Origin of the sequence: Aeromonas sp. QDB56 (genome assembly GCF_027705505.1) — a bacterium.
GTDB classification, from domain to species: domain Bacteria; phylum Pseudomonadota; class Gammaproteobacteria; order Enterobacterales; family Aeromonadaceae; genus Aeromonas; species Aeromonas caviae.
Genome location: NZ_JAPDBZ010000021.1, coordinates 1 through 25291, shown reverse-complemented (window position 1 = coordinate 25291; position 25291 = coordinate 1). Strand labels below are relative to the sequence as shown.

Annotated in this window: 22 protein-coding genes and 1 pseudogene; 22 read left to right on the top strand and 1 reads right to left on the bottom strand. The window is 61.9% G+C overall.

What is annotated here, in order from left to right; translation table 11 throughout:
- Positions 1-16 precede the first annotated feature (16 nt).
- The 21 genes and pseudogenes from ubiT (at position 17) to OKB81_RS05410 (ending at position 19321) form a co-directional block, all read left to right on the top strand.
- Positions 17-529, top strand: coding sequence for a ubiquinone anaerobic biosynthesis accessory factor UbiT (ubiT, locus tag OKB81_RS05510; RefSeq protein WP_160837380.1), 513 nt, complete (start codon positions 17-19; stop codon positions 527-529).
- A gap of 190 nt (positions 530-719) precedes the next feature.
- On the top strand, positions 720-1454 hold the full coding sequence (trmJ, locus tag OKB81_RS05505; protein WP_103857942.1) for a tRNA (cytosine(32)/uridine(32)-2'-O)-methyltransferase TrmJ: 735 nt from the start codon (positions 720-722) through the stop codon (positions 1452-1454).
- 93 nt (positions 1455-1547) lie between these two features.
- Positions 1548-2051, top strand: a complete 504-nt coding sequence (gene iscR, locus OKB81_RS05500; protein WP_025327241.1) for a Fe-S cluster assembly transcriptional regulator IscR — start codon at positions 1548-1550, stop codon at positions 2049-2051.
- Positions 2052-2103: 52 nt separating this feature from the next.
- Entirely contained in the window at positions 2104-3318 is a 1215-nt protein-coding gene (locus OKB81_RS05495; RefSeq protein ID WP_010675060.1) for an IscS subfamily cysteine desulfurase, read from the top strand.
- Between the two features lie 54 nt (positions 3319-3372).
- On the top strand, positions 3373-3756 hold the full coding sequence (gene iscU / locus OKB81_RS05490) for a Fe-S cluster assembly scaffold IscU (protein WP_010675059.1): 384 nt from the start codon (positions 3373-3375) through the stop codon (positions 3754-3756).
- Positions 3757-3771: 15 nt separating this feature from the next.
- A complete protein-coding gene (iscA, locus tag OKB81_RS05485; protein WP_010675058.1) occupies positions 3772-4095 on the top strand; it encodes an iron-sulfur cluster assembly protein IscA in 324 nt (107 codons plus the stop codon).
- Positions 4096-4285: 190 nt separating this feature from the next.
- Positions 4286-4804, top strand: a complete 519-nt coding sequence (gene hscB, locus OKB81_RS05480; RefSeq protein ID WP_010675057.1) for a co-chaperone HscB — start codon at positions 4286-4288, stop codon at positions 4802-4804.
- 28 nt (positions 4805-4832) lie between these two features.
- Positions 4833-6680: a Fe-S protein assembly chaperone HscA gene (gene hscA, locus OKB81_RS05475; protein ID WP_270662725.1), complete on the top strand. Its 1848-nt coding sequence runs from the start codon at positions 4833-4835 to the stop codon at positions 6678-6680.
- A gap of 1 nt (position 6681) precedes the next feature.
- On the top strand, positions 6682-7020 hold the full coding sequence (fdx, locus tag OKB81_RS05470; protein WP_005299781.1) for an ISC system 2Fe-2S type ferredoxin: 339 nt from the start codon (positions 6682-6684) through the stop codon (positions 7018-7020).
- Between the two features lie 157 nt (positions 7021-7177).
- Positions 7178-8479, top strand: coding sequence for an aminopeptidase PepB (pepB, locus tag OKB81_RS05465; RefSeq protein WP_109112004.1), 1302 nt, complete (start codon positions 7178-7180; stop codon positions 8477-8479).
- Entirely contained in the window at positions 8476-9759 is a 1284-nt protein-coding gene (pepB, locus tag OKB81_RS05460; protein WP_160837384.1) for an aminopeptidase PepB, read from the top strand. Before pepB (OKB81_RS05465) ends, pepB (OKB81_RS05460) begins: the two co-directional genes overlap by 4 nt.
- A gap of 277 nt (positions 9760-10036) precedes the next feature.
- A complete protein-coding gene (gene ndk / locus OKB81_RS05455) occupies positions 10037-10465 on the top strand; it encodes a nucleoside-diphosphate kinase (RefSeq protein WP_270667798.1) in 429 nt (142 codons plus the stop codon).
- A 167-nt stretch (positions 10466-10632) separates the two neighbouring features.
- Positions 10633-11736 (top strand): bifunctional tRNA (adenosine(37)-C2)-methyltransferase TrmG/ribosomal RNA large subunit methyltransferase RlmN, encoded by a 1104-nt coding sequence (locus OKB81_RS05450; protein WP_270667796.1) that lies wholly within the window; start codon positions 10633-10635, stop codon positions 11734-11736.
- A gap of 121 nt (positions 11737-11857) precedes the next feature.
- A pseudogene (gene tapF, locus OKB81_RS05445) lies at positions 11858-12097 on the top strand (PilW family type IVa pilus biogenesis/stability lipoprotein TapF); the annotation flags it as partial.
- The gene (locus OKB81_RS05440; RefSeq protein WP_104454297.1) at positions 12087-13007 is read left to right on the top strand and encodes a RodZ domain-containing protein; all 921 of its coding nucleotides are present in this window, start codon (positions 12087-12089) and stop codon (positions 13005-13007) included. The pseudogene tapF and the gene OKB81_RS05440, both read left to right, overlap by 11 nt.
- Positions 13008-13017: 10 nt before the next feature.
- Positions 13018-14148, top strand: coding sequence for a flavodoxin-dependent (E)-4-hydroxy-3-methylbut-2-enyl-diphosphate synthase (ispG, locus tag OKB81_RS05435; RefSeq protein ID WP_010675049.1), 1131 nt, complete (start codon positions 13018-13020; stop codon positions 14146-14148).
- A 138-nt stretch (positions 14149-14286) separates the two neighbouring features.
- Positions 14287-15564 (top strand): histidine--tRNA ligase, encoded by a 1278-nt coding sequence (hisS, locus tag OKB81_RS05430; RefSeq protein ID WP_039038721.1) that lies wholly within the window; start codon positions 14287-14289, stop codon positions 15562-15564.
- Positions 15565-15567: 3 nt separating this feature from the next.
- Positions 15568-16218, top strand: a complete 651-nt coding sequence (locus OKB81_RS05425) for a YfgM family protein (protein ID WP_202041366.1) — start codon at positions 15568-15570, stop codon at positions 16216-16218.
- Positions 16211-17395 (top strand): outer membrane protein assembly factor BamB, encoded by a 1185-nt coding sequence (gene bamB, locus OKB81_RS05420; RefSeq protein ID WP_270805147.1) that lies wholly within the window; start codon positions 16211-16213, stop codon positions 17393-17395. The genes OKB81_RS05425 and bamB overlap by 8 nt, the downstream gene beginning before the upstream one ends.
- 74 nt (positions 17396-17469) lie before the next feature.
- Positions 17470-18966, top strand: coding sequence for a ribosome biogenesis GTPase Der (der, locus tag OKB81_RS05415; RefSeq protein ID WP_010675045.1), 1497 nt, complete (start codon positions 17470-17472; stop codon positions 18964-18966).
- A gap of 124 nt (positions 18967-19090) precedes the next feature.
- Positions 19091-19321, top strand: a complete 231-nt coding sequence (locus OKB81_RS05410; protein WP_270805145.1) for a zinc ribbon domain-containing protein — start codon at positions 19091-19093, stop codon at positions 19319-19321.
- A 322-nt stretch (positions 19322-19643) separates the two neighbouring features.
- On the opposite strand, the gene mltF is transcribed toward OKB81_RS05410, so the two are convergent.
- Complete coding sequence (mltF, locus tag OKB81_RS05405) at positions 19644-21137, bottom strand: membrane-bound lytic murein transglycosylase MltF (RefSeq protein WP_270805143.1); 1494 nt, start codon at positions 21135-21137, stop codon at positions 19644-19646.
- Between the two features lie 149 nt (positions 21138-21286).
- Between mltF and purL the strand changes: the two genes are divergently transcribed.
- Positions 21287-25180, top strand: coding sequence for a phosphoribosylformylglycinamidine synthase (gene purL, locus OKB81_RS05400; protein WP_160837388.1), 3894 nt, complete (start codon positions 21287-21289; stop codon positions 25178-25180).
- Positions 25181-25291 lie beyond the last annotated feature (111 nt).

The window sequence follows — 25291 nt, the reverse complement described above, 5'->3', positions numbered from 1 at the left end:
AAACTGGGAGTTTATCGTGTTTCAACATCTGCAACGTCGCCTGGTCGAACAGGCACCCCGTCTCTTGCGCCACCCCCTCAAGCTGGTGCCCTTCCCTTTGCAACAAAACCTGATGGAGGCCCTGCTGGGCAGGGTGTTCCGGGAGGCCATCGAAGAGGGGGAATTTGCGTTTCTTGCGGGCAAGTGGCTGAAAGTGGAAGTCAGCGATCTGGGGCTATGCTGGTTTATCAGCGAGCAGGAGGGCAAATTGGTAGTGGCGAGGAAGTGTGAGCGCGCCGATGTCTGTTTCAGCGGCAATAGCCAGGATCTTATTCTGATCGCCGGGCGCCGTGAAGACCCGGATTCCCTCTTCTTCCAGCGCCGACTGAAGATAGAGGGGGATACAGAGTTGGGCCTGGAGGTGAAAAATCTGATGGACAGCCTGGATCTGGACGGGCTGGGATTGATGAAATACCCCCTGATGGATCTGGCGACCTTTATCGAGCGGGCCCGCGAGACGCACGTGCCCACTGCCGCGACAATGAGCTGAGCCGTTTTCTTGCCCGAGTGCTGCGGAACAAGTGAACTTGAGCCGCAGTACCCCACTGTCAGCGTGACCACGCAGGGTGGGGATGTATCATCTGTCTGTTTGTGCAGAAATGCCTGGTCGGAAGCGGTGCCAAAATAGCGATTGGTTATGTTACAATTGCGCGCCATTTTTGACTGAAGATTGACTGGGCATGTTGGATCAGATTCGTATCGTGTTGGTAAACACCTCTCACACCGGCAACATGGGATCCGCGGCGCGGGCCATGAAGACCATGGGGCTGACTCAACTGGTGCTGGTCGATCCCCAGGCCCAGCCGGATGAGGAGGCCGTCGCCCTGGCGGCGGGGGCCAGCGATATCCTGGCTCGCGCCCGTATCGTGCCGACCCTGGATGAAGCCATTGCCAACTGTGGTCTGGTCATCGGCACCAGTGCCCGTTCCCGCACCTTGAGCTGGCCCATGCTGGATCCCCGTGAAGCGGGCGAGAAGCTGGTTGCCGAGGGCATGGAGCACCCGGTCGCGCTGGTGTTTGGCCGTGAACGCACCGGCCTCACCAATGACGAACTGCAAAAATGCCACTTCCATGTGGCCATTCCCGCCAATCCAGAATACAGCTCCCTCAATCTGGCCATGGCAGTGCAGACCCTTTGTTACGAGGTGCGGATGCGCTGGCTGGAAGTACAGAACCAGGAGCATTCGGCCCCGGAGGATGAGCGGGTCGAGTACCCCAGCGCCCAGCAACTGGAAGGGTTTTATCAGCATCTGGAGCAGACGTTGCAAAAGACGGGATTCATTGCCGATGACCATCCAGGCCATGTGATGAGCAAACTGCGTCGTCTATTCAACCGGGCCAGACCCGAAGCGGTGGAGTTGAACATCCTGCGGGGCATTCTCACCTCTGTCCAGAAGTCCAGGGCACAGGATTAATCCCGACTGATTTACTCAAGCATATACTTGACTGATTTAGTCGGGTATGTGACCATATGCCACATATTGATTGGTTCGCAAACGGTAAGGCATATGAGACTGACCTCAAAAGGACGTTACGCGGTGACAGCCATGCTCGACGTGGCGTTGCATGCAGAGCAGGGGCCCGTGCCCCTGGCTGATATTTCAGAGCGCCAGGGCATCTCCTTGTCCTATCTGGAACAACTGTTTGCCCGTCTGCGCAAGCATGGTCTGGTGAGCAGCGTACGTGGCCCCGGTGGCGGCTATCGCCTCGGTCTGGCCCCTGGCGAGATCTCGGTCGGTCAGGTGATCACCGCGGTCGATGAATCGGTCGATGCGACCAAGTGCCTCGGCAAAGGGGGCTGCCACGGTGGTACCCAGTGCCTGACCCACTCCTTGTGGCGGGATCTGAGCGAACGCATCTCCAGTTTCCTGGGGGATATCACCCTGGCCGAGCTGGTTGGTCAGGCCGATGTGCGCCGTATCGCCGGCAAGCAAGATGAACAAATGAAGACCGTGTTGTCCCTGGTTGATCGGGCCGAACGCGGTGATGTGAGCTTGAAAGTCCAACTATAAACGTGCTTTCCACGACGAGTCGCTGTGTGACACCGTCGTAACGGAGAAAAAGATGAAACTGCCTATTTACCTTGATTATTCGGCAACCTGTCCGGTGGACCCGCGTGTCGCAGAAAAAATGATGCAGTGCCTCACCATGGACGGCCTGTTCGGCAACCCAGCCTCCCGTTCCCACCGTTTCGGCTGGCAGGCCGAAGAGGCGGTGGATCTGGCCCGTAATCAAGTGGCAGAGCTGATCGGCGCGGACCCGCGCGAGATCGTCTTTACCTCCGGTGCGACCGAGTCCAACAACCTGGCCATCAAGGGCATCGCCCATTTCTACGCCGGCAAGGGCAAGCACATCGTCACCTCCAAGACCGAGCACAAAGCTGTGCTGGATACCTGCCGCCAACTGGAGCGGGAAGGCTATGAGGTGACCTACCTCGAGCCCATGCCCAACGGCCTGTTCACCCTTGAGCAGATCGAAGGCGCCCTGCGTGATGACACCATCTTGGTCAGCATCATGCACGCCAACAACGAGATCGGGGTGGTGCAAGACATCGCTGCCATCGGCGAGCTGTGCCGTTCCCGCAAGATCCTGCTGCACGTGGACGCCGTCCAGAGCGTGGGCAAGATCCCGGTCGACGTGGAAGCACTCAAGGTTGATCTGCTCTCCATGTCCGCCCACAAGGTATACGGCCCGAAAGGCATTGGCGCCCTGTATGTGCGCCGCAAGCCCCGTGTTCGTCTGGAAGCCCAGATGCACGGCGGTGGTCACGAGCGCGGCATGCGCTCCGGCACCCTGGCAACCCACCAGATCGTCGGCATGGGGGAAGCCTTCCGCATCGCCAAGGAAGAGATGGCGAGCGAGAGCCAGCACATCATGGCCCTGCGCCAGCGTCTGTGGGATGGCATCAAGAACATCGAAGAAGTCTATATCAACGGGGATCTGGATCAGCGTGTACCGGGTAACCTGAACGTCAGCTTCGCCTATGTGGAAGGGGAATCCCTCATCATGGCACTGAAGGATCTGGCGGTCTCTTCCGGTTCTGCCTGTACCTCGGCCAGCCTGGAACCTTCCTACGTGCTGCGCGCCCTGGGCCTGAACGACGAGCTGGCACACAGCTCCATCCGTTTCAGCATCGGTCGCTTCACCACCGAAGAAGAGATCGACTACGCAATCAAGCTCATCTGCGACTCCATCGGTCGTCTGCGCGAGATGTCCCCCCTGTGGGAGATGTTCAAGGATGGCGTCGATCTGAACACGGTCGAATGGGCACATCACTGATCCTTGCCAGCATGGCAAGGGTTTGGTGAACAACGGAATTAGCAGGAGTTAGATATGGCTTACAGTGAAAAAGTAATCGACCACTACGAGAATCCCCGCAACGTCGGTGGTTTTGACAAGAACGATCCCAGCGTCGCCACCGGCATGGTCGGTGCACCGGCCTGTGGTGACGTCATGAAGCTGCAACTGAAGATCAGCGACGATGGCATCATCGAAGATGCCAAGTTCAAGACCTACGGCTGTGGTTCCGCTATCGCCTCCAGCTCCCTGGTGACCGAGTGGGTCAAGGGCAAGACCCTGGACGAAGCGGCCGGTATCAAGAACACCGACATCGCCGAAGAGCTGGCGCTGCCGCCGGTGAAGATCCACTGCTCCATTCTGGCGGAGGATGCCATCAAGGCCGCCATCGCCGATTACAAGCAGAAGAAAGGTCTTTAAGGTCCGGAGAGCAGTATGGCCATAACCATGACAGATGCCGCAGCGGCGCGGGTTTCCTCCTTCATGATCAACCGGGGCAAGGGCATCGGCCTGCGCCTCGGCGTCAAGACGACCGGCTGTTCTGGCCTTGCCTATGTGCTCGAGTTCGTGGATGAGCTGGCTGCCGAGGATCAGGTATTTGAGCAGAAAGGCGTCAAGATCATCGTGGATGCCAAGAGCCTGATCCACCTGGATGGCACCGAGCTGGACTTCGTGAAGGAAGGCCTCAACGAGGGCTTCCAGTTCAACAACCCGAATGCCAAGGGCGAATGTGGTTGTGGCGAAAGCTTCAGCGTGTAAGTGGTTCGATTGACAGATCGCCCATGTTTGCAACGCCTCGTAGCCCCAAGGGTGAGCCCTGTTGCGGCGAGTCTCTTGTGATCAACACCTTGCTCATCAACACAGTGGTGTGGACGCCAGTCCATGCCACTGCTTTCAATTTCAAGACGAGTGTGGTTGCACTCCCAGCGCTATTGTCTGAGGACGAAGGATGAATCATTTCGAGCTGTTCGGGCTGGCTGAGGGCTTCGAGCTCGATACTCGCCAACTGGCTGACACCTATCGTCAGCTGCAGACCCAGTTCCATCCCGATCGTTTTGCGACTGCCCCCGAGCGGGAGCAGCTTGCTGCCGTGCAGCGTGCTGCCCAGATCAACGATGCCTTTACCACCCTCAAGGCCCCCTTGCGCCGAGCCGAGTATCTGCTCTCCTTGCGGGGCACCGATATTCGCGGCGAGCAGCAGACACTACAAGATCCTGCCTTTCTGATGCAACAGCTGGAGTGGCGAGAGCGGCTGGCTGATCTCAAGGGCGACGCCGACCCTGAGGGGGCCATCAAGGATTTTCGCCAGGAGATCAGGCATGATCACCAGGCGTTGATGCAACGGCTGACCGACTCTCTCACCAGGGGTGAGGATCTGCAGGCGGCGGATTGCGTTCGCAAGCTCAAATTTGTCGACAAGCTCCTCGAGGAGCTGGAACGATTCGAAGACTCGCTGTTCGAGTCTTGACCCTCTAACGCAGGAATTGTGATTACCCATGGCATTACTGCAAATTGCCGAGCCAGGCCAGAGCGCCGCACCTCACCAGCATAAACGTGCCGTCGGCATCGATCTTGGCACCACCAACTCCTTGGTCGCCGCCGTGCGCAGCGGCCAGGCCGACACCCTCTGTGACGAGCAGGGGCGTGATCTGCTGCCTTCCGTGGTCCATTACCAGGCCGATACCATCCGGGTTGGCTTCGATGCCAAACGTGAGGCGGCCCTCGATCCCCACAACACCATCGTCTCGGTCAAGCGGATGATGGGCAAGGCGCTGACCGACATCGATACCCGCCAGCAGACTTACGAGTTCGTGGCTACCGAGACGGGCATGCCCCAGTTGCGGACCCGCCAGGGGCTGGTCAATCCGGTGCAGGTCTCGGCCGAGATCCTGAAAAAACTGGCCGAGCGCGGTGCCGCGTCCCTCGGGGGAGACCTCGAGGGCGTGGTCATCACGGTGCCAGCCTATTTTGACGATGCCCAGCGTCAGGGTACCAAGGACGCGGCCAGACTGGCCGGTCTGCACGTACTGCGGTTGCTCAACGAACCCACGGCGGCCGCCATCGCCTATGGCCTCGACTCAGGCCAGGAAGGGGTGATCGCCGTCTATGACCTGGGTGGCGGAACCTTCGATATCTCCATCCTGCGCCTGCATCGCGGGGTGTTTGAGGTGATGGCCACCGGTGGCGACTCGGCACTCGGTGGTGACGATTTCGACCATCTGCTGGCGGACTGGCTCAAAGAGCAAGCCGGGTTATCCGGTCAACTCGATGCCCGTACCCAGCGCGAGTTGCTGGATGCGGCGGCCAGCATCAAGCACGGCCTCACCGATGCCGATGCCGTTGTCTGCGCCTTTGCCGGCTGGCAGGGTACCGTCACCCGCAGCCAGTTTGACGAGCTGATCCAGCCCCTGGTCAAACGCACCCTGCAGGCCTGTCGGCGCGCCCTGCGCGATGCGGGTCTCGAGCAGGAAGAGGTACTGGAAGTGGTGATGGTCGGCGGCTCGACCCGGGTGCCGCTGGTGCGCGAGCGGGTGGGTGAGTTCTTCGGCCGCACGCCATTGACCAGCATCGACCCTGACAAGGTGGTGGCCATCGGTGCCGCCATCCAAGCCGACATCCTGGTGGGCAACAAGCCTGATGCCGAGATGCTGCTGCTGGACGTCATCCCGCTTTCCTTAGGGTTAGAGACCATGGGCGGCCTTGCTGAGAAGGTGATCCCGCGCAATACCACCATTCCGGTGGCCCGCGCCCAGGAGTTCACCACCTTCAAGGATGGCCAGACCGCGATGGCCATCCATGTGGTGCAGGGGGAGCGCGAGCTGGTGGCGGATTGCCGCTCCCTGGCCCGCTTCACCCTGACCGGCATTCCGCCCATGGCGGCCGGCGCCGCCCACATTCGCGTCACCTTCCAGGTGGATGCGGACGGTCTACTGTCGGTCAGCGCCATGGAGAAATCCTCCGGCGTGCAGGCCGAGATCCAGGTCAAGCCCTCCTACGGGCTGGGGGAAGATGACATCCTCAACATGCTGAGCGCCTCCATCGCCAATGCCCAGCAGGACATGGACGCCCGCATGTTGGCGGAGCAACAGGTCGAGGCCGACCGGGTGGTCGAGAGTCTCAACGCCGCGCTGGCCGCCGATGGCGAGGCCTTATTGAGCCCCGCCGAGCGGGCCGAGCTGGATGCCGCCATCGCCCATCTGCTGACCATGCGCAGCACGGGCACCACCAACCAGATCAAAGAGGCCATCGAGGCAGCGGATGCTGCCAGTGGCGAATTTGCAGCCCGCCGGATGGATGCCTCCATCCGCAAGGTGCTGACCGGACAAAACGTCAACAAGGTGTGATATGCCAAAACTGATTATTCTGCCCCATCCCGAGCTCTGTCCGGACGGCGCGGCCCTCGAAGGTGCGACCGGTGAAACCATTCTGGATATCGCGCTGCGCAATGGCATCGAGATCGAGCACGCTTGCGAGAAGTCCTGTGCCTGCACCACCTGCCACTGCGTGGTGCGGGAAGGGTTCGACTCCCTCGAGCCGAGCGACGAGCTGGAAGACGACATGCTGGACAAGGCGTGGGGGCTGGAGCCGGAATCCCGTCTCAGCTGCCAGGCCAGACTGGCGGACGAGGATCTGGTGGTGGAACTGCCCAAGTACACCCTGAATCTGGCGTCCGAGCGCCACTGATGACCCCTTAATTACACATGAGTGAATTGCGCGTGCAGCATCTCATGGTGCAGTAATGATATGGTGAAGGCCGTGACCCTTGAGGGAGCGGCCTTTTTTGTGCCCGTGATTTCCCTATTCGTTGATGAAAGTGCCAATAAAAAGGAAGCAAGAGAACATGGCTGACATGATGAACGTAAGGTTGTCGTCCCAGGCTGCCGCCGCCCAGTGGGGCGAGGGTGCCCTGCTCAGTTTCAACGGGGACGAGGCCCATCTCCATCTGGCCGCTGGCCAGGAGAAGGAGGCGCTGCGCGCCATCCAGCGCGGTGCCAGACGCCTCGAGTCGAGCGGCATCAAGCGCATCAAGCTGGTGGGCGAGGGGTGGAATGGGGAGCGTCGTTACGCCTTTGCCCAGGGCTTCTATGCCGCCAAGGGGGTTCGCGAGCTCGATTTTGGTGAACAGAGCGAGCAGGAAGCGGCCGAACTCGCCGCCTTGCTCAAAGCGACCCACTGGGTGCGCGAGGTGACCAACGGCTGCCCGGAAGCCATCTACCCCATGAGCCTGGCGGAGTCCGCTCTGCTGCTCATTCGCAGCCTCGGCGGTGACAAGGTGACCGCCCGCATCACCGCTGGCGAGGCCTTGCGTGAATCGGGTCATATCGGGATCTGGTCGGTGGGCCGTGGCAGTGAGCGCGAGCCGGTGCTGCTGGAGCTCGACTACAACCCGACCGGGGATGCCAACGCCCCTGTGGTCGCGGCGCTGGTGGGCAAGGGGATCACCTTCGATTCCGGCGGCTACTCCATGAAGTCCTCCGACAACATGCTGCCGATGAAGTCCGACATGGGCGGCGCCGCCATGGTGACCGGCGCCCTGGCACTGGCCATCAGCCGTGGCCTGAACAAGCGGGTTAAGCTCATCCTCTGCTGCGCCGAGAACCTGGTCTCCGGCCACGCCTTCAAGCTCGGCGACATCCTCACCTATCGCAACGGCATCTCGGTCGAGATCCAGAACACCGATGCGGAAGGTCGCTTGGTGCTGGCAGACGGCCTGCTGGCTGCGAGCGAAAGCGGGGCTGCCTACATCCTCGACGCTGCCACCCTGACCGGCGCCGCCAAGACCGCGCTGGGCCGCGACTACAATGCCGTGTTTGCCCTTGATGAGGCGGAGCAGGTGCGCGCGCTGGCGGCCGCCAACGCCGAAAACGAGAAGGCCTGGCCGCTGCCGCTCGAACCCTGGCACGCAGGCCAGCTCACCTCGGCCTTTGCCGAGCTGGGCAACGTGGCGTCCGCAGAAGGTACTGCCGGCGCCACCACGGCAGCGGCGTTCCTGTCGCGCTTCGTCCGTGACGAAGGCAAGGGCTGGGTGCACCTGGACCTGGCCGCTTCCTATCAGAAGTCGGGCAATGAGCTCTGGGCGACCGGGGCCAAGGGCCATGGTCTTCGCACGATTGCCCGCTGGCTGCAGGAGGTGTGCGCATGAACGTCTGGTTGAGCCGAGAGTTTGCACCGGCCGAGTGGGGGGAGGGGGCACTGCTCTCCCACCGTGCCGACGGCATGGTGATCCATCTGGTGAGCGCCACTCCCTTGCTGGATATCCAGCAGGCGGCGCGGCGCCTGTGCAGCCAGGGGATCCAGCAGGTGGTCCTGGCTGGCCACTGGGAGCGGGAGCAGCAGTGGGCCTTTGCCCAGGGGATGCAGACGCCCAAGGCGGAAGTGGGGTTGCAGTGGGCCACTTCGTCCGAGGAGGACAGGGAGGAGCTGGAGGCGCGCTGGCTGTGCGGGCGTTGGGTGCGGGAGATGACCAACGCCACTCCGGAGCAGCTGGGGCCGCTGGAGTTGGCGGTCGAAGCCGCTGCCTTCCTCACCGAGCTGGCACCGGACCGGATCAGCCATCGCATCCTCAAGGGAGAGGCGCTGCAACAGGCGGGCTGGGTCGGTCTCTATCAAGTGGGTCGTGGCAGTGACCGCGAGCCCGTGATGCTGGAGCTGGATTTCAATCCGGGCAAGGATCCCAAGGCGCCGGTAGCTGCCGCCCTGGTGGGCAAGGGGATCACCTTCGATTCCGGCGGCTACTCCATGAAGACCTCCCAGGGCATGCTGACCATGAAACACGACATGGGCGGTGCCGCCATCGTCACCGGCGCGCTGGCGCTGGCCATTCTGCGTGGCCTCGACAAGCGGGTGAAGCTCATCCTCTGCTGCGCCGAGAACCTGGTATCCGGCCATGCCTACAAGCTGGGTGACATCCTTACCTACAAGAACGGCACCACGGTGGAGGTGGTCAATACCGACGCCGAAGGGCGTCTGATCCTGGCCGACGGCTTGCAACTGGCCGGCGAGTCTGGTGCGCCGCTCATCATCGACGCTGCCACCCTCACCGGGGCGGCCGTGATGGCGCTGGGGGGGCGTTACAACGCCCTGTTTGGACTGGACAAGGGGCTGGTGAGCCGCGCCATGGCCTATTCGGATGCGGAGCAGGAGCCAGCATGGCCGCTGCCGCTGGAGCCCTGGCATCGCCAGCAGTGCCCGTCCCACTATGCCGACACCGCCAACAGCCGCCCCGTGCCGGGCGGCGGACCGGGGGGGGCCTCCAATGCGGCAGGCTTCCTCTCCCGCTTTGTCCCTGATGAGGGAAGAGGCTGGCTGCATGTCGATCTCGCCGCCTGCTTCAGCGAAAACGGCGACAGTCTGTGGGCGCCCGGGGCCAATACCCTGGGGATGCGCACCATCGCCCATACCCTGATGGCGGAGACGCGCTGAGTCAGTGAACGGCATCACAAGGGCACCTCAGGGTGCCCTTTCCAGTGCTGCTTTGCTGAGCAATTGATACGGTTTTGAGGCATTAGCATGCCGATCGTGCGCAAGCGCACATTTTTTCTCTCTGCCCTGGCACAAGATGAGTCACCATGTTGTTTCAAGGATTCTTTTGTTTAACAAAAAGTTGATTTTTTGTATGTTATTTCGTTTTTTGTTTACGTATAATCGCCGCCGAACATGGATTCCTACAATAAAACTCTGTAGTTAAGGAAAGAACTCAATGGCTATCGAACGTACCTTCTCCATCGTCAAGCCGGATGCGGTCAGCAAGAACCTGATTGGTGCCATTTACAGCCGCTTCGAAAGCGCCGGCCTGAAAGTCATCGCCGCCAAGATGCTGCACCTGACCAGCGAACAGGCCGCCGGTTTCTACGCCGAGCACCAGGGCAAGCCGTTTTATGATGGTCTGGTCGGCTTCATGACCTCTGGCCCCGTCATGGTACAGGTGCTGGAAGGTGAAGACGCCATCCGTCGTCACCGTGAAATCATGGGCGCCACCAACCCGAAAGAGGCCCTGGCCGGCACCCTGCGCGCCTGCTACGCCGAGAGCATCGATCGCAACGTCGTCCACGGCTCCGATGCCCCGGCCTCTGCCGCCCGTGAAATCGCCTACTTCTTCTCCGACGACGAGATCTGCCCGCGCGGCTGATGTTGTCTGCTGGTGACCAAGGGAGCTTCGGCTCCCTTTTGTTTTTTGGTCATCCTACCAATATCCACTTATTCTCCAGGTGGAAAGCTAGACCCATTATTTGTACAATGCCGCCCCCTGACGTAGGTCAGCCGATAATTTATGAAGTGTGTGAGCTGAGGCCCCTGATGAGCGAAACAAAAACCAACCTGCTGGATCTCGACCGGGATGCCATGCGTGCCTTCTTCGTCGAGTTGGGCGAGAAGCCGTTCCGGGCAGACCAGATAATGAAGTGGATCTATCACTTCGGTTGTGATGATTTCGATCAGATGAGCAACGTCAACAAGGCGCTGCGCGAGCGGCTCAAGGCCATTGCCGAGATCCGTGCCCCCGAGATCAGCCGTGAACAGCGCTCCGCCGATGGCACCATCAAATGGGCGCTGCAGGTGGGCGATCAGGAGGTGGAGACCGTCTACATTCCGGAAGCGGACCGCGCGACCCTGTGCGTCTCCTCCCAGGTGGGCTGCGCCCTGGCGTGCACCTTCTGCTCCACCGCCCAGCAAGGGTTCAACCGCAACCTGAAAGTCTCCGAGATCATCGGTCAGATATGGCGTGCCGCCAAAGTGGTGGGTGGCAAGCGCCCCATCACCAACGTGGTGATGATGGGCATGGGTGAGCCGCTGCTCAACCTCGCCAACGTGGTACCTGCCATGAAGCTGATGATGGATGACTTCGGCTTCAGCATCTCCAAGCGCCGCGTCACTCTCTCCACCTCCGGTGTGGTGCCGGCGCTGGACATGCTGGGCGACCAGATCGACGTGGCCCTGGCCATCTCTCTGCATGCGCCGAATGACCAGTTGCGTTCCGAGATCATGCCGATCAACGACAAGTACAACATCGAGTCCTTCCTTGCCGGGGTACGCCGCTATCTGGCCAAGTCCAACGCCAACGGCGGCCGGGTGACCGTGGAGTATGTGCTGCTCGATCACATCAACGACGACATGCAGCATGCCCATGAGCTGGCCAAGGTTCTCAAGGAAACTCCTTGCAAGATCAACCTGATCCCGTTCAACCCCTTCCCGGGCAACCCGTTTGGCAAGCCGAGCAACAGCCGTATCGACCGTTTCTCCAAGGTGTTGATGGAATACGGCCTGACCGTCATCGTGCGCAAGACCCGTGGTGACGACATCGACGCCGCCTGTGGGCAGCTGGTGGGAGAGGTGATCGACCGCACCAAGCGCACCATGAAAAATCGGATGCAACAGGATGGGATTTCCGTCAAAATGGTTTAACTCCTAAGGAAGGTGCGAATAAGTACCCTATGTGCCAAAACTAAAAAGTTTAGCCATTTAATATCAATAATTTAGAATGGTGTGTTTTTGTGCCAAGTGACTTGTTAGCACCTTCCCTTTCCCTAGGTTATTGCTGGACATGGCCGAGCTTTCCATGAAAGATGGCAAGCTTCCTGATGTCCAGTCTTACCTCGCGCGCTTTGCCGATGTGGCAGAGGAGAACGAGGAGAGCCTCTGGCTCCGGCTGCGGCTGGCCCAGGCCATGGACAAACCGGCATTACTTCACCAATTCGGGACTGAGCTGGTAAGGCAATATCCCACTTCGCAACAAGCCAAGCGTTACTTAGCCAATGACTACTGAACAGCCACACGATTTCCAAGACGACTCCCAGGCAGCGGGCCCAGGCCAGCTGCTGCGCAACGCCCGTGAACAGCTCGGCTGGACCCGGGAACAGGTTGCGTCCCGCATTCACCTTCGTCTGACCCTGATCGCCGCCATCGAAGCGGATACCTATGACAAGCACACGTCCCATACCTTCATTCGTGGCTATCTGCGGGCCTATGCCAAGCTCGTGGGCATCCCCGAGGAGACCATCCTCGCCGCCTACGAAAAGCTGGGGCTGACTCCCCCCGACAACATCGACATGCAGAGCTTCTCCCGTCGCTCCCGCCAGCAGGCCAATGACAGCCGGCTCAAGGTGGTGACCTGGCTGGTGATCCTGGTGCTGATCGGGCTCTCCGTCGCCTGGTGGTGGCAGAGCACGGCGCGCCGCTCTGCCGGTGACGACGCCCTGGCGGCGACCGAGATGAGCGCGACCGTCAATACGCCGGAAGCGAATGTTGCCCCCGCCGTGGAGGTCGCCGAGCCCGTGCTGCCCGTAGCGTCCGATGCCGTGTCCACCCAGGTTGTGGTGAGCGGTGCCACCGCAACCCTGCCTGTGGTCGCTACGGATGCCAGCGCAGCCGTCCCGACGGACGTTTCCGGTGCGGTCTCGACTGCCGAGAGCACGACCACCGAGCCCGCCAAGGCGCCCCAGCTCAAGATGAGCTTCACCGCCGATTGCTGGCTGGATGTCAAGGATGCCAACGGCAAGACCCTGTTCAGTGGTCTGAAGAAGGCGAACGACGAGCTTGTGCTGGAAGGACCCGAGCCACTCAGATTCATCATTGGCGCGCCCATGGCGGTCAATCTCGAATATCAGGGCAAGTCCTTCGACATGAGCCGTTACAACAACGGCCGGACTGCCCGCTTCTCACTGCCGCAGGAGTAATCAGTCCGCCATGTCTGTTCACGAAAAGCCCGCACACGAATCACCCATCGTTCGTCGCAAATCCAGACAGATCATGGTCGGCAACGTGCCGGTTGGGGGCGATGCCCCCATCACGGTACAGACCATGACCAACACCAAGACCACGGACGTGGCCGCTACCGTCGAGCAGATCCAGCGGATCGAGCGGGTCGGCGCCGACATCGTCCGGGTCTCCGTCCCCACCATGGAGGCGGCGGAAGCGTTCAAGCTCATCAAGCAGCAGACCCGCATCCCCATCGTGGCCGACATTCACTTCGACTACCGCATCGCCCTCAAAGTGGCCGAGTACGGGGCCGACTGCCTGCGCATCAACCCGGGCAACATCGGCAACGAAGAGCGGGTGCGTGCGGTGGTGGATTGCGCCCGTCACTACAACATCCCCATCCGCATCGGTGTCAACGGCGGTTCCCTTGAGCGTGATCTCCAGGAGAAATATGGCGAACCGACCCCGGAGGCGCTGCTGGAGTCCGCCATGCGCCACGTGGATTACCTGGATCGCCTCGACTTCCAGAACTTCAAGGTGAGCGTGAAGGCGTCCGATGTCTTCCTGGCAGTCGGTGCCTATCGCCTGCTGGCCAAGCAGATCGATCAACCCCTGCATCTGGGCATCACGGAAGCGGGCGGTTTTCGCGCCGGCGCGGTCAAGTCCGCCATCGGCCTTGGCATGTTGCTGAGCGAGGGGATTGGCGACACCCTGCGCATCTCCCTGGCCGCCGATCCGGTGGAAGAGGTGAAGGTGGGCTTCGACATCCTCAAATCCCTGCGCATCCGTTCCCGCGGCATCAACTTCATCGCCTGTCCCTCCTGCTCCCGTCAGGAGTTCGACGTCATCGGCACGGTCAACGCCCTGGAAGAGCGGCTCGAAGACATCATCACCCCGATGGATGTCTCCATCATCGGCTGTGTGGTGAACGGTCCGGGGGAGGCGCTGGTTTCCGATCTCGGCCTTGCGGGGGCCGCCAACAAGAGTGCCTTCTACGAGGGGGGCCAGCGGGTCGACCGGCTCGACAACAAGGATTTGATCCCGACCCTGGAGCGTCGCATCCGTGCCCGGGCCGCCATGCTGGATCCGGCCAACCAGATCCAGGTGGACAAAGGTTGAACCATGACGGGGCCACCTGGGGTGGCCCCGGCTTTAGGTTGTTGATTTTACATCCCGCATCCGGGCACCCGATTTTACCTCGGGGTCGAAAATCCCTATAATGCGGCCAAATTTTACCTCTTTTTCTCGAGTATCAACGTGGCAAAACAGATCCAAGCTATTCGCGGTATGAATGATTGCCTGCCGGAGCAGAGCCCGGTATGGCAGAAAGTAGAACAGATCCTGCGCCAGGTCGTGGCCAGCTATGGCTACAGCGAAGTGCGCATGCCCATCGTCGAGCAGACCCATCTGTTCAAGCGTGCCATCGGTGAAGTGACCGACGTGGTCGAAAAAGAGATGTACACCTTTGAAGACCGCAACGGCGACAGCCTGAGCCTGCGTCCGGAAGGGACCGCCAGTTGCGTGCGTGCCGGCATCGAGCACGGTCTGCTTTACAACCAGGAACGCCGGATGTGGTACATGGGCCCCATGTTCCGTCACGAGCGTCCCCAGAAAGGTCGCTATCGCCAGTTCCACCAGTTCGGGGTCGAGCTGTTCGGCATCAACGGGCCGGACATCGATGCCGAGCTCATCATGCTGACTCACCGCCTGTGGCGTCTGTTCGGCATCAGCGATCACGTCACCTTGCAGCTCAACACCCTCGGCCAGAGCAGCGAACGTGCCGCCTATCGCGATGCCCTGGTCGCCTATCTGGAACAGTACAAGAGCGAGCTGGACGAAGAGAGCCAGCGCCGCATGTACAGCAACCCCCTGCGGGTGCTCGACTCCAAAGACGAAAAAGTGCAGGCCATCCTGGCAGGTGCTCCCCGTTTGTTCGACCACCTGGGCGAAGAGAGCCTGGCTCACTTCGAAGGGCTCAAGCGCCTGCTCACGGCGGCCGGCATCCAGTTCGAGGTGAACGAGCGTCTTGTGCGCGGCCTCGACTACTACAACCTGACCGTGTTCGAGTGGGTGACCAACAGCCTGGGGGCCCAGGGCACCGTCTGTGCCGGTGGTCGCTACGACGGCCTAGTGGAGCAGCTCGGTGGCCAGCCGACCCCGGCAGTGGGTTTCGCCATGGGCATGGAGCGTCTGGTGCTGATGCTTGAAACCCTCGAGCTCAATGCTGACATCCGCCCGGCGGTGGATGTCTATCTCTGCATGGTGGGTGAGGGGACTGAACAGGCTGGCTTTGCCCTGGCAGAGCGCCTGCGCGATGCCCTGCCGGACTTGCGCCTCATGAGCCACTGCGGCGGCGGCAACTTCAAGAAACAACTCAAGCGTGCCGACAAGAGCGGCGCGGCCATTGCCCTGATCCTTGGGGAGACCGAGGTGCAAAGCGGGGAGATCACCATCAAATATCTGCGTGGCCAGGCCGAGCAACAGACCGTCTCGGTCGATGCCGCCATCGCCCTGCTGGCAGCGAAAGGAGAGTAAGCTGTGGAAGTGTATACCACTGAAGAACAACAGGTTGAGGTCATCAAGAGCTGGTGGAAAGAGAACGGTACCTCGGTGATCGCCGGGACCGTGATCGGTTTGGTCGGCCTCTTTGGCTGGCGCTACTACAACGAGATGCAGCAGAACAACCAGGAAGCCGCCTCCCAGGCTTACAACGAGATGACCGCCCAGCTCGCCAAGGGGGACGACGCCGCCCTGGAGCTGGCAAAGAGCTTCATTACCGCTCACAAGGGTGACGCCTATGCCGAGCTGGCCGCTCTGCAACTGGCTGCGGCCGCCGTCAAGGCGGGCAAGCTGGATTTGGCTGCCGAGCAGCTGACCCAGGTGGCCGCCAGTGGCGACGACAGCATCAAGCCCATCGCCGCCCTGCGTCTGGCCCGGGTCCTGAGCGATCAGGGCAAGGCAGACGAGGCCCTGGCCCAGCTTGGCAAGATCAACAACGACGCCTTCAAGGCCCAGGTGGCGGAAGTGCGCGGCGACATCCTGCAAAAGCAGGGCAAGGCCGAAGAAGCGCGCGATGCCTATCAGGCGGCGGCGGATGCCGGCGGCCTGCAGAGCAGCGCCGAACTCAAGCTGAAGATGGATGATCTGGCGCTGCCAGCCGTCACTGCGGGCGAGGCTCCGGATGCGTAATCTGTACAAGCGAATGGCGCTGGGGGTGGCTGTCTCCTTCGCCTTGCAGGGCTGCTCCCTGTTCAGTTCGGAAGAAGATCTCAACCCCATGGCACCCCTGCCCAAGGTCGAGTCCGCGTTCACTGCCGATACGGCATGGTCCTCCTCGGTTGGGGATGGCATCGGCGACTTCTACTCCCAGCTCAAGCCGGTGGTGGAAGAGGACCGCATCTATGCAGCGGCCCGCGATGGCGATGTGACCGCCTTCGAGCGCGAGAGCGGCAAGGAGCTGTGGAGCGTGGATCTGGCAGATCTGCCCATCAACGCCGACAAGCGCAGTGCCCGTCTCTCCGGCGGCCTGGTTTCCCGCTACGGCAAGCTGTTCCTCGGGTCCGAAAACGGGGTGGTCTACGCCCTGAACGAGGCCAACGGCGAAGTGCTGTGGCAGACCACGGTGCCGGGGGAAGTGGTGGCGAGCCCCGCCGTCGAGGATGGCCGCGTGGTGGTGCTGACCACCTCCGGTCGCCTGGTGGCGCTCGATACCGACGAGGGCAAGCTGCAGTGGACCCTGTCCGAAGAGCAGCCGCCCCTGACCCTGCGCAGTGCCGGCGCCCCCATCATCACCAACGGTGCCGTCATCTATGGCCGCGCCGATGGCAAGGTTGGCATCGCCCTGCTGAGCAACGGCCAGCCGGTGCGTCAATCCAAGGTGGCTGACCCGCGCGGCGCCACCGAGCTGGATCGGATGGTGGACGTCGATACCAGCCCGCTGATTGCCGGTGATGAGCTCTACGCCATCGCCTACAACGGCCAGTTGATGGCGCGCAAGCTGATGAGCGGCGACGAAGTGTGGAAGCGCAAGTATTCCGGTTATCGCGACATGGCGGTGACCGGCAATGCCATCGTGCTGACCGACAGCCGCAGCCATCTGTTTGCGGTCGATCGTCGCAACGGTCTCGAGCTGTGGTCCAACACCCAGCTGGAAAACCGCACCGTGACCGCCCCCGTCATCCTGGGTGACTATGTGGTGGTCGGCGATGTGGAAGGTTACCTGTATTGGCTGGACCGTACCGACGGGACCATCAAGGCCATGCAGCAGCTCGACAGCAGTGGTCTCTATGCCGCTCCGCTGGTGGAGGGTGACACCCTGTATGTGCAGAGCCGTGACGGCAAGTTGTACGCCCTCAAGCGTCCTTGATCGTCCGATAATGTGAATATCCGGCTCCTGGTCTTCGGACCCGGAGCCTTTGTCGTCTTGAGAATGAGGCTTTTATGACTCCTGTAGTTGCCCTGGTGGGCCGCCCCAACGTGGGGAAATCCACCCTGTTTAACCGCCTGACCCGTACCCGGGATGCCCTGGTTGCCGACTTCCCCGGCCTGACCCGGGACCGCAAATATGGCCAGGCGAAGCTGGGCGAGCTGGAATTTATCGTGGTCGATACCGGCGGTATCGATGGCACCGAGGAGGGGATCGAGCTGAAGATGGCTGAGCAGTCCCTGCTGGCCATCGAAGAGGCCGATGTGGTGCTCTTCATGGTGGATGCGCGCGCCGGTCTGACTGCGGCGGATCAGGCCATCGCCGAGCACCTGCGCAAGACCCACAAGAAGGTGTTTCTGGTGGCCAACAAGACCGACGGCATCGACGGCGATTCCGCGGTGTCCGAGTTCTACGGTCTGGCCCTGGGCGAGGTCTACCAGATGGCGGCCGCCCACGGCCGTGGCGTACTGAGCCTGCTGGAGCTGGCCCTGGCCCCTCACCTCGAGACCCTGGTCGGCTCTGCCACCGAGGCACAAGAGGAAGAGGAGCTGGAGGAGTTCGACGAAGAGGCCCTGCTGCGCATGGTGGCTGCCGGTGAGCTCGACACCCGGGAAGACACCAAGGAGACGCCGTTCGCCGACCTGCCCATCAAGTTCGCCATCGTCGGTCGTCCCAACGTCGGCAAGTCGACCCTGACCAACCGCATGCTGGGTGAAGATCGGGTCATCGTCTACGACATGCCGGGTACCACCCGCGACTCCGTCTACATCCCCATGGAGCGCGACGATCAGAAATACGTGGTCATCGACACCGCCGGCGTGCGTCGCCGTGGCAAGGTGCACGAGACGGTGGAGAAGTTCTCCGTCATCAAGACGCTCAAGGCGATTGAAGATGCCAACGTCTGCCTGCTGGTCATTGACGCCCGGGAGACCATCACGGATCAGGACTTGAGCATCCTCGGCTTCGTGCTCAACAGCGGCCGCTCCGTGGTACTGGTGGTCAACAAGTGGGACGGCCTGGATCAGAAGGTGAAAGAGGACGTCAAGAACGAGCTGGACAGACGCCTGGGCTTCATCGACTTCGCCCGGGTGCACTTCATCTCCGCCTTGCACGGCAGTGGCGTCGGTCACCTGTTCGAATCCATCAACGAGGCTTACGAGTCCGCGACTCGCCGCACCAGCACCGCCATGCTGACCCGCATCATGCAGATGGCCCAGGAAGATCACCAGCCGCCCATGGTGAACGGTCGCCGGGTCAAGCTGAAGTATGCCCACGCCGGTGGTTACAACCCGCCGCGCATCGTGATCCACGGCAACCAGTTGAACGACCTGCCTGACTCCTACAAGCGCTACCTCATCAACTACTTCCGCAAGTCGTTGAAGATCATGGGGACCCCGATCCGGGTGGAGTTCCAGGAGTCGGTCAACCCGTTCGAGGGCAAGAAGAACACCCTGACCCTGAGCCAGGAACGCCAGCGCAAGCGCCTGCTCAAGGCCAAAGCGAAGAAATAAAGCCCTGCGGCTGCCCTTACCGGCAGCCGTTTTTATTGGTGGCCCTCCTCAGGGCAGACAAACCGGGGGAGGGGCTGCGAGTGACGCCGGTGCACAGTGACGTAACAGAGGAGTCGAGAAGAGAATGAACACGCTGACCTGCCCTGCCTGTCAGGGTGAACTGGACAGCCGCAGCCGCGAGACGACGTGTGGCCAGTGTCAGGCCCATTATCGCATCCGGGCCCTGTGTCCTGCCTGCGGGCAGGAGCTGGAGCGGCTTCGGGCTTGCGGCGCGGTGGATTATTTTTGCAACCACTGCAACACCCTGGCCTCCAAGCGCACCGTTCTGTTTGAAGCGCAGCCTGACAAGGCATAAAAAAACCCGGCTGATGCCGGGTTTATACTGTGTGCTCCGCTATCAGCAGCGTGAAGGAGCGGTTTCTGTGCCAGATCTTGCGTTTCATGTCGGCCAGCTTGAGCTTGCGTCTCGGGCTCCAGGCACATTTGGTTTTTCGGGCCAACATGGCTCTTCTGCGTGCTCGCATCCTGTTCTCCTCCCTGGTCTTGCGTGGGGCCGAAAGGGCCCTTGGCAGGAACTGCAACGCAATGAATACATTGCAATAAGTTCGCTCCAGCGCCCCTCGTATACCCAAGGATGGTAACAGAGAACAGGGCAGGAAAACACACCCCCGGCGAGGCTAGGGGGTGATGATCTGTTTGACCACTTCGGCGATGATGGCCGGACGCTGCGCCGGCACGTCCGGCTCGCTGCTGTCGTCCTCGTCCAGCTCCTCCCGACGATGGGCCTTCTGCTGTTCGTTGTCGAGCCAGAGCAGGCTCTGGTAGTACTGGCGCACGTTGTTGACATAGTTGCGCGCCTCGCCGCCACGGGCATAGCCATAGCGCACCTTGCGATGCCAGCGTGACTGCTGCAACAGGGGCAGCACCTCTTTCACGTCGCTCCAGGCGTCCGGATTCTTGCCCAGCTCCTTGGTCAGGCGGCGGGCATCCATCATGTGGCCGTAGCCGATGTTGTAGGCGGTGAGGGCAAACCACACTTTCTCGTCCGCCGGGACCGAGTCGGGCACCTTCGCCATCATCTCCTGCAGGTAGCGGGCGCCCCCTTTGATGCTCTCTTCCGGGTGGGTGCGATCGTTTACCCCCATCGCCTTGGCGGTCGGGCCGGTGAGCATCATCATGCCGCGCACCCCGGTGTAGGAGCGTGCCTGGGGATCCCAGTGGGATTCCTGATAGCTGATGGCGGCCAGCAGCCGCCAGTCGATATCCTTGGCGTGGGTCTGGAACAGCGCCTGGTACTTGGGCAGCAGGCTCTTGGCCCGTTGCAGGAAGGTACGGGTGTCGACGAAGTCGAAGTTCTGCACGTGGCCGAAGTACTTCTCGTCGAGCTTGGCGATGGCGCCATCCATGAAGCGCTGACCGAAGAAGTCGATGATGCTGGCGTAGAGGCTGTCGTCGGGCAGCTTGGTCATGGCCCAGGCCACGGTCTGCTTGCTGGCGAGGGTCAAGCCATCGGTGAGTTCGGGGTAGTAGCGCTGGGTACGGGCCAGTATGGTGTCCTGCACCACCGTGTAGTCCACCTTGCCGTCGGCCACCTGCTTGAGCAGCTCTTCCACGTCCGCATCCCGATTGGTGCTCCACTTCAGGTTGGGGTACTGCTTGGCCAGCTCCTTCATCAGGTCCTCGCCGGTGGAGCCCGCCGGCACCACTATGCTGCCCTTGATGTCACCGAGGTTCTTGGGCCTGGGGGAGCCGTTGCGATAGACCAGCTTGGGGGAGACCTGGTAGAAGCCGGGGCCGAAGCGGAACAACTTGCGCCGCTCCGGGGTCACGACGATGGCGGCGGCGGCGAGATCCAGCTTGCCCTTTTGCAGTTGCTCGACCAGCTCGGCGGTGCTGTAGGCCGGTACTATGGTCAGCTTGACCCCCAGCCAGTCTGCGTAAAGCTGCGCCAGCTCGTAGTCGAACCCCAGTGCGGTGTCGTCACGCTGGTAATAGGAAGTGGGGCCATAGAGGGTGCCAACCCGGATCTCGCCTCGCTGGCGGATCTGCTCCAGTTGGCTGGAGGGGTGGTAGAAGTCGCAACCGGCCAGGGCCAGCGTCAACATCATCCCGATGAACAGTCGAAAAATGCAGCGCAAGTAGGTGAGTACCCTTGTTGAAAAAATCGGCATTTGTCAAAAAAGAGGCACCTTTATACCAGAGAGTATGAAGGGAGTCACACCGCGCGAGATGAGAAAAACGTTTGTTCAGGATGGGCCTGATCCCTATAATACGCGCGTCTCAAATCCCCCCACACTCTAAAACTTGGTGAGAAAGGTATATGGAAATCTTGCGTGGTGCCCCAGCACTGTCTGAGTTTCGTGTCCACAAGCTGCTGCAGAGCTGCGCACAGAGAGGAGTAGAGATAGCAAGCGTCTATGCGGAATACGTGCATTTTGCCGAGCTGACGAGCCCGCTGTCGCCCCCCGAGCGAGCGACCTTGGGCCAGCTTCTGCGCTACGGCCCGACCATCCCGGAACACACCCCCAGCGGTCAGCTGTTCCTCGTTACCCCCCGCCCCGGCACTATCTCCCCCTGGTCTTCCAAAGCAACCGACATCGCCCATAACTGCGGCCTGAAACAGGTCAAGCGGCTGGAGCGCGGCATTGCCTATTACGTGCAGGCCAAGGGTGAGCTGAGCGTGGCCCAGCGCAGCGAGATCGCGGCCCTGCTGCACGATCGCATGATGGAAGTGGTCTTTGCCGAGATGAACGAGGCCGCCGCCCTGTTTGCTCACCACGAGCCGCGCCCCTTTACCCAGGTAGATGTGCTGGGTGGTGGTCGCGCCGCCCTGGAAGAGGCCAACGTGACCCTGGGTCTGGCCCTGGCCGATGACGAAATAGATTACCTGGTGACCAACTTCACCCGGCTGGGTCGCAATCCCAACGACATCGAGCTCTACATGTTTGCCCAGGCGAACTCTGAGCACTGCCGTCACAAGATCTTCAACGCCGACTGGACCATCGACGGCAAGCAGCAGCCCAAGTCGCTGTTCAAGATGATCAAGAACACCTTCGAGCAGACGCCGGATCATGTCCTGTCTGCCTACAAAGACAACGCCGCGGTGATGGAAGGCAGCCAGGGTGGCCGCTTCTTCCCGAGCCCCGCCAATGGTGAGTACCAGTATCACCAGGAGCGCGTCGACATCCTGATGAAGGTGGAGACACACAACCACCCGACCGCCATCTCTCCCTTCCCGGGTGCCGCCACCGGCTCCGGCGGCGAAATCCGCGACGAGGGTGCGACAGGCCGCGGTGCCAAGCCCAAGGCGGGCCTGGTGGGCTTCTCCGTCTCCAACCTGCGCATCCCTGGTTTCGAGCAGCCCTGGGAGCAGGACTTCGGCAAGCCGAGCCGCATCGTCAGTGCCTTTGACATCATGCAGGAAGGTCCCCTTGGCGGCGCCGCCTTCAACAACGAATTCGGTCGCCCTGCCATCCTGGGTTACTTCCGTACCTTCGAAGAGCAGGTGCCGAGCCACAACGGCGTCGAGGTGCGCGGCTACCACAAGCCCATCATGCTGGCGGGTGGCATCGGCAACATCCGCAGCGAGCACGTTCAGAAAGGGGAGATCCCGGTGGGGGCGGCCCTCATCGTGCTGGGTGGTCCGGCCATGAACATCGGCCTGGGTGGCGGAGCCGCCTCCTCCATGGCGTCCGGTCAGTCTGCCGAAGATCTCGACTTCGCCTCCGTGCAGCGTGACAACCCCGAGATGGAGCGTCGTTGCCAGGAAGTGATCGACCGCTGCTGGCAACTGGGGGACGACAACCCCATCGTCTTCATCCACGACGTGGGCGCCGGTGGTCTCTCCAACGCCATGCCGGAGCTGGTGAGCGACGGGGATCGCGGTGGTCGCTTCGACCTGCGTGCCATCCCGAACGACGAGCCGGGCATGAGCCCGCTGGAAGTCTGGTGCAACGAATCCCAGGAGCGCTATGTGCTGGCCGTGGCCCAAGACAAGCTGCCTCTGTTCAAGGCCCTGTGCGAGCGCGAACGCGCCCCCTATGCCGTCATCGGCACCGCCACCGAAGAGAAGCATCTCACTCTCTCTGATGATCACTTTGACAACCAGCCCATCGATCTGCCGCTGGACGTGCTGCTTGGCAAGGCGCCCAAGATGCACCGCGACGTGCAGAGCCTGCCCGCCCAGGGCAAGGCGCTGCAACTGGACGGCATCACCCTCAGCGACGCCGCCGAGCGCGTGCTGCGTCTGCCCACCGTGGCGGAGAAGTCCTTCCTCATCACCATCGGCGATCGCACTGTAACGGGCCTGGTCAACCGCGATCAGATGGTCGGCCCCTGGCAGATCCCGGTGGCTGACTGCGCCGTTACCGCCGCGACCTACGACAGCTACCACGGTGAAGCCATGTCCATGGGCGAGCGCACCCCGGTGGCGCTGCTCTCTCATGCCGCCTCCGCCCGCATGGCGGTGGCCGAGGCCTTGACCAACCTGGCACCGGCCAATATCGGCTCCCTCAAGCGGGTCAAGCTCTCCGCCAACTGGATGTCCGCAGCCGGCCACCCGGGGGAAGATGCGGGTCTCTACGAAGCCGTGAAAGCGGTGGGCGAAGAGCTCTGCCCGACCCTTGGCATCACCATCCCGGTGGGCAAGGACTCCATGTCCATGAAGACCCGCTGGCAGCAGGACGGGGAAGAGTGCAGCGTCACCTCGCCGCTCTCCCTGCTTATCTCGGCGTTTGCCCGGGTCGAGGACGTGCGCAATACCGTGACCCCGCAACTGCGCACCGATCTCGGTGAGACCGACCTTATCCTCATCGACCTTGGCAACGGCAAGCAGCGCCTCGGCGCCTCAGCCCTGGCCCAGGTTTACCGCCAGCTTGGGCAAAGCGCCCCGGATCTGGACAACCCGGTTCAGCTCAAGGGCTTCTTCAACGCCATCCAGGCGCTGGTGGCGGATCGCAAGCTGATTGCCTACCACGACCGCTCCGACGGCGGCCTCTTCGTCACCCTGACCGAGATGGCGTTTGCCGGTCACTGCGGCCTTGACATCCAGCTCGATCGCGTGGGTGGCGACCTGCTGCCGGCCCTGTTCAACGAGGAGCTGGGTGCCGTCATCCAGGTTCGTCGCGAAGACAAGGAAGCGGTGCTGACCCTGCTGGCCGGTCACGGTCTGGCAGCCTGCTCCCACGTGCTGGGCACGGTGCGCGAAGACGACCTCATCCTGTTCCAGCGTGCCGGCAGCGAGGTTTATCGCGCCAGCCGCACCGCCCTTCGCACCATCTGGGGCGAGACCAGCTGGCAGATGCAGCGCCTGCGGGACAACCCGGAGTGCGCCGATCAGGAGCATGCCGCCCGCCAGGACGCCACCGATCCGGGTCTGCAGGCCAGGCTCACCTACAACCCGTCCGACGACGTGGCCGCGCCCTATATCGCTCGCGGGGTTTCTCCCCGTCTGGCGGTGCTGCGCGAGCAGGGGGTCAACTCCCACGTGGAGATGGCGGCCGCCTTTGACCGCGCCGGCTTCACCGCTGTCGACGTGCACATGAGCGACATCCTCGAGGGGCGCATCAAGCTGGAAGATTTCCAGACCCTGGTGGCCTGTGGCGGCTTCTCCTACGGCGACGTGCTGGGGGCGGGTGAAGGCTGGGCCAAGTCCATCCTGTTCAACGACAACGCCCGTGAGCAGTTCCAGCGCTTCTTCGAGCGCGGCGATACCCTCTCCCTGGGGGTGTGCAACGGCTGCCAGATGATGTCCAACCTGCGTGACCTCATCCCGGGGGCCGATCTCTGGCCGCGCTTCGTGCGCAACCGCTCCGAGCGCTTCGAGGCGCGCTTCAGCCTGGTGGAAGTGCAGGACTCCCCGTCCGCCTTCTTCGCCGGGATGGCGGGCTCCGTGATGCCGATTGCCGTCTCCCACGGGGAAGGGCGCGTGGAAGTGCGCGATGCCGCTCACCTGGCTGCGCTGCAACAAAGCGGTCTGGTGGGGCTGCGTTTCGTGGACAACCGCGGCAACGTCACCGCGCAATACCCGGCCAACCCCAACGGCTCCCCTGACGGTATCACCGCGGTGACCAGTGCGGACGGTCGCGCCACCATCATGATGCCGCACCCGGAGCGGGTGTTCCGCACCGTGGCCAACTCCTGGCACCCGGACAACTGGGGTGAGGATGGCGCCTGGATGCGCATGTTCCGCAATGCTCGGGTTCGCCTGGGTTAAGCGCCAGCAAGAAACCAAAAAACGGCCCTTGTGGCTAATGCCGATCAGTTAAGGATCCATTGACCGATCCTCAGGCTGTGTAAGAATCCGAAACTCCTTGTTGGGTTTCGG

Excerpts from the sequence above, each read along its gene's own strand:
- trmJ (WP_103857942.1), top strand. The coding sequence starts at position 720 with ATGTTGGATCAGATTCGTATCGTGTTGGTAAACACCTCTCACACCGGC.
- iscR (WP_025327241.1), top strand. The coding sequence starts at position 1,548 with ATGAGACTGACCTCAAAAGGACGTTACGCGGTGACAGCCATGCTCGAC.
- OKB81_RS05495 (WP_010675060.1), top strand. The coding sequence starts at position 2,104 with ATGAAACTGCCTATTTACCTTGATTATTCGGCAACCTGTCCGGTGGAC.
- iscU (WP_010675059.1), top strand. The coding sequence starts at position 3,373 with ATGGCTTACAGTGAAAAAGTAATCGACCACTACGAGAATCCCCGCAAC.
- iscA (WP_010675058.1), top strand. The coding sequence starts at position 3,772 with ATGGCCATAACCATGACAGATGCCGCAGCGGCGCGGGTTTCCTCCTTC.
- hscB (WP_010675057.1), top strand. The coding sequence starts at position 4,286 with ATGAATCATTTCGAGCTGTTCGGGCTGGCTGAGGGCTTCGAGCTCGAT.
- hscA (WP_270662725.1), top strand. The coding sequence starts at position 4,833 with ATGGCATTACTGCAAATTGCCGAGCCAGGCCAGAGCGCCGCACCTCAC.
- fdx (WP_005299781.1), top strand. The coding sequence starts at position 6,682 with ATGCCAAAACTGATTATTCTGCCCCATCCCGAGCTCTGTCCGGACGGC.
- pepB (WP_109112004.1), top strand. The coding sequence starts at position 7,178 with ATGGCTGACATGATGAACGTAAGGTTGTCGTCCCAGGCTGCCGCCGCC.
- pepB (WP_160837384.1), top strand. The coding sequence starts at position 8,476 with ATGAACGTCTGGTTGAGCCGAGAGTTTGCACCGGCCGAGTGGGGGGAG.
- ndk (WP_270667798.1), top strand. The coding sequence starts at position 10,037 with ATGGCTATCGAACGTACCTTCTCCATCGTCAAGCCGGATGCGGTCAGC.
- OKB81_RS05450 (WP_270667796.1), top strand. The coding sequence starts at position 10,633 with ATGAGCGAAACAAAAACCAACCTGCTGGATCTCGACCGGGATGCCATG.
- OKB81_RS05440 (WP_104454297.1), top strand. The coding sequence starts at position 12,087 with ATGACTACTGAACAGCCACACGATTTCCAAGACGACTCCCAGGCAGCG.
- ispG (WP_010675049.1), top strand. The coding sequence starts at position 13,018 with ATGTCTGTTCACGAAAAGCCCGCACACGAATCACCCATCGTTCGTCGC.
- bamB (WP_270805147.1), top strand. The coding sequence starts at position 16,211 with ATGCGTAATCTGTACAAGCGAATGGCGCTGGGGGTGGCTGTCTCCTTC.
- der (WP_010675045.1), top strand. The coding sequence starts at position 17,470 with ATGACTCCTGTAGTTGCCCTGGTGGGCCGCCCCAACGTGGGGAAATCC.
- OKB81_RS05410 (WP_270805145.1), top strand. The coding sequence starts at position 19,091 with ATGAACACGCTGACCTGCCCTGCCTGTCAGGGTGAACTGGACAGCCGC.
- mltF (WP_270805143.1), bottom strand. The coding sequence starts at position 21,137 with ATGCCGATTTTTTCAACAAGGGTACTCACCTACTTGCGCTGCATTTTT.
- purL (WP_160837388.1), top strand. The coding sequence starts at position 21,287 with ATGGAAATCTTGCGTGGTGCCCCAGCACTGTCTGAGTTTCGTGTCCAC.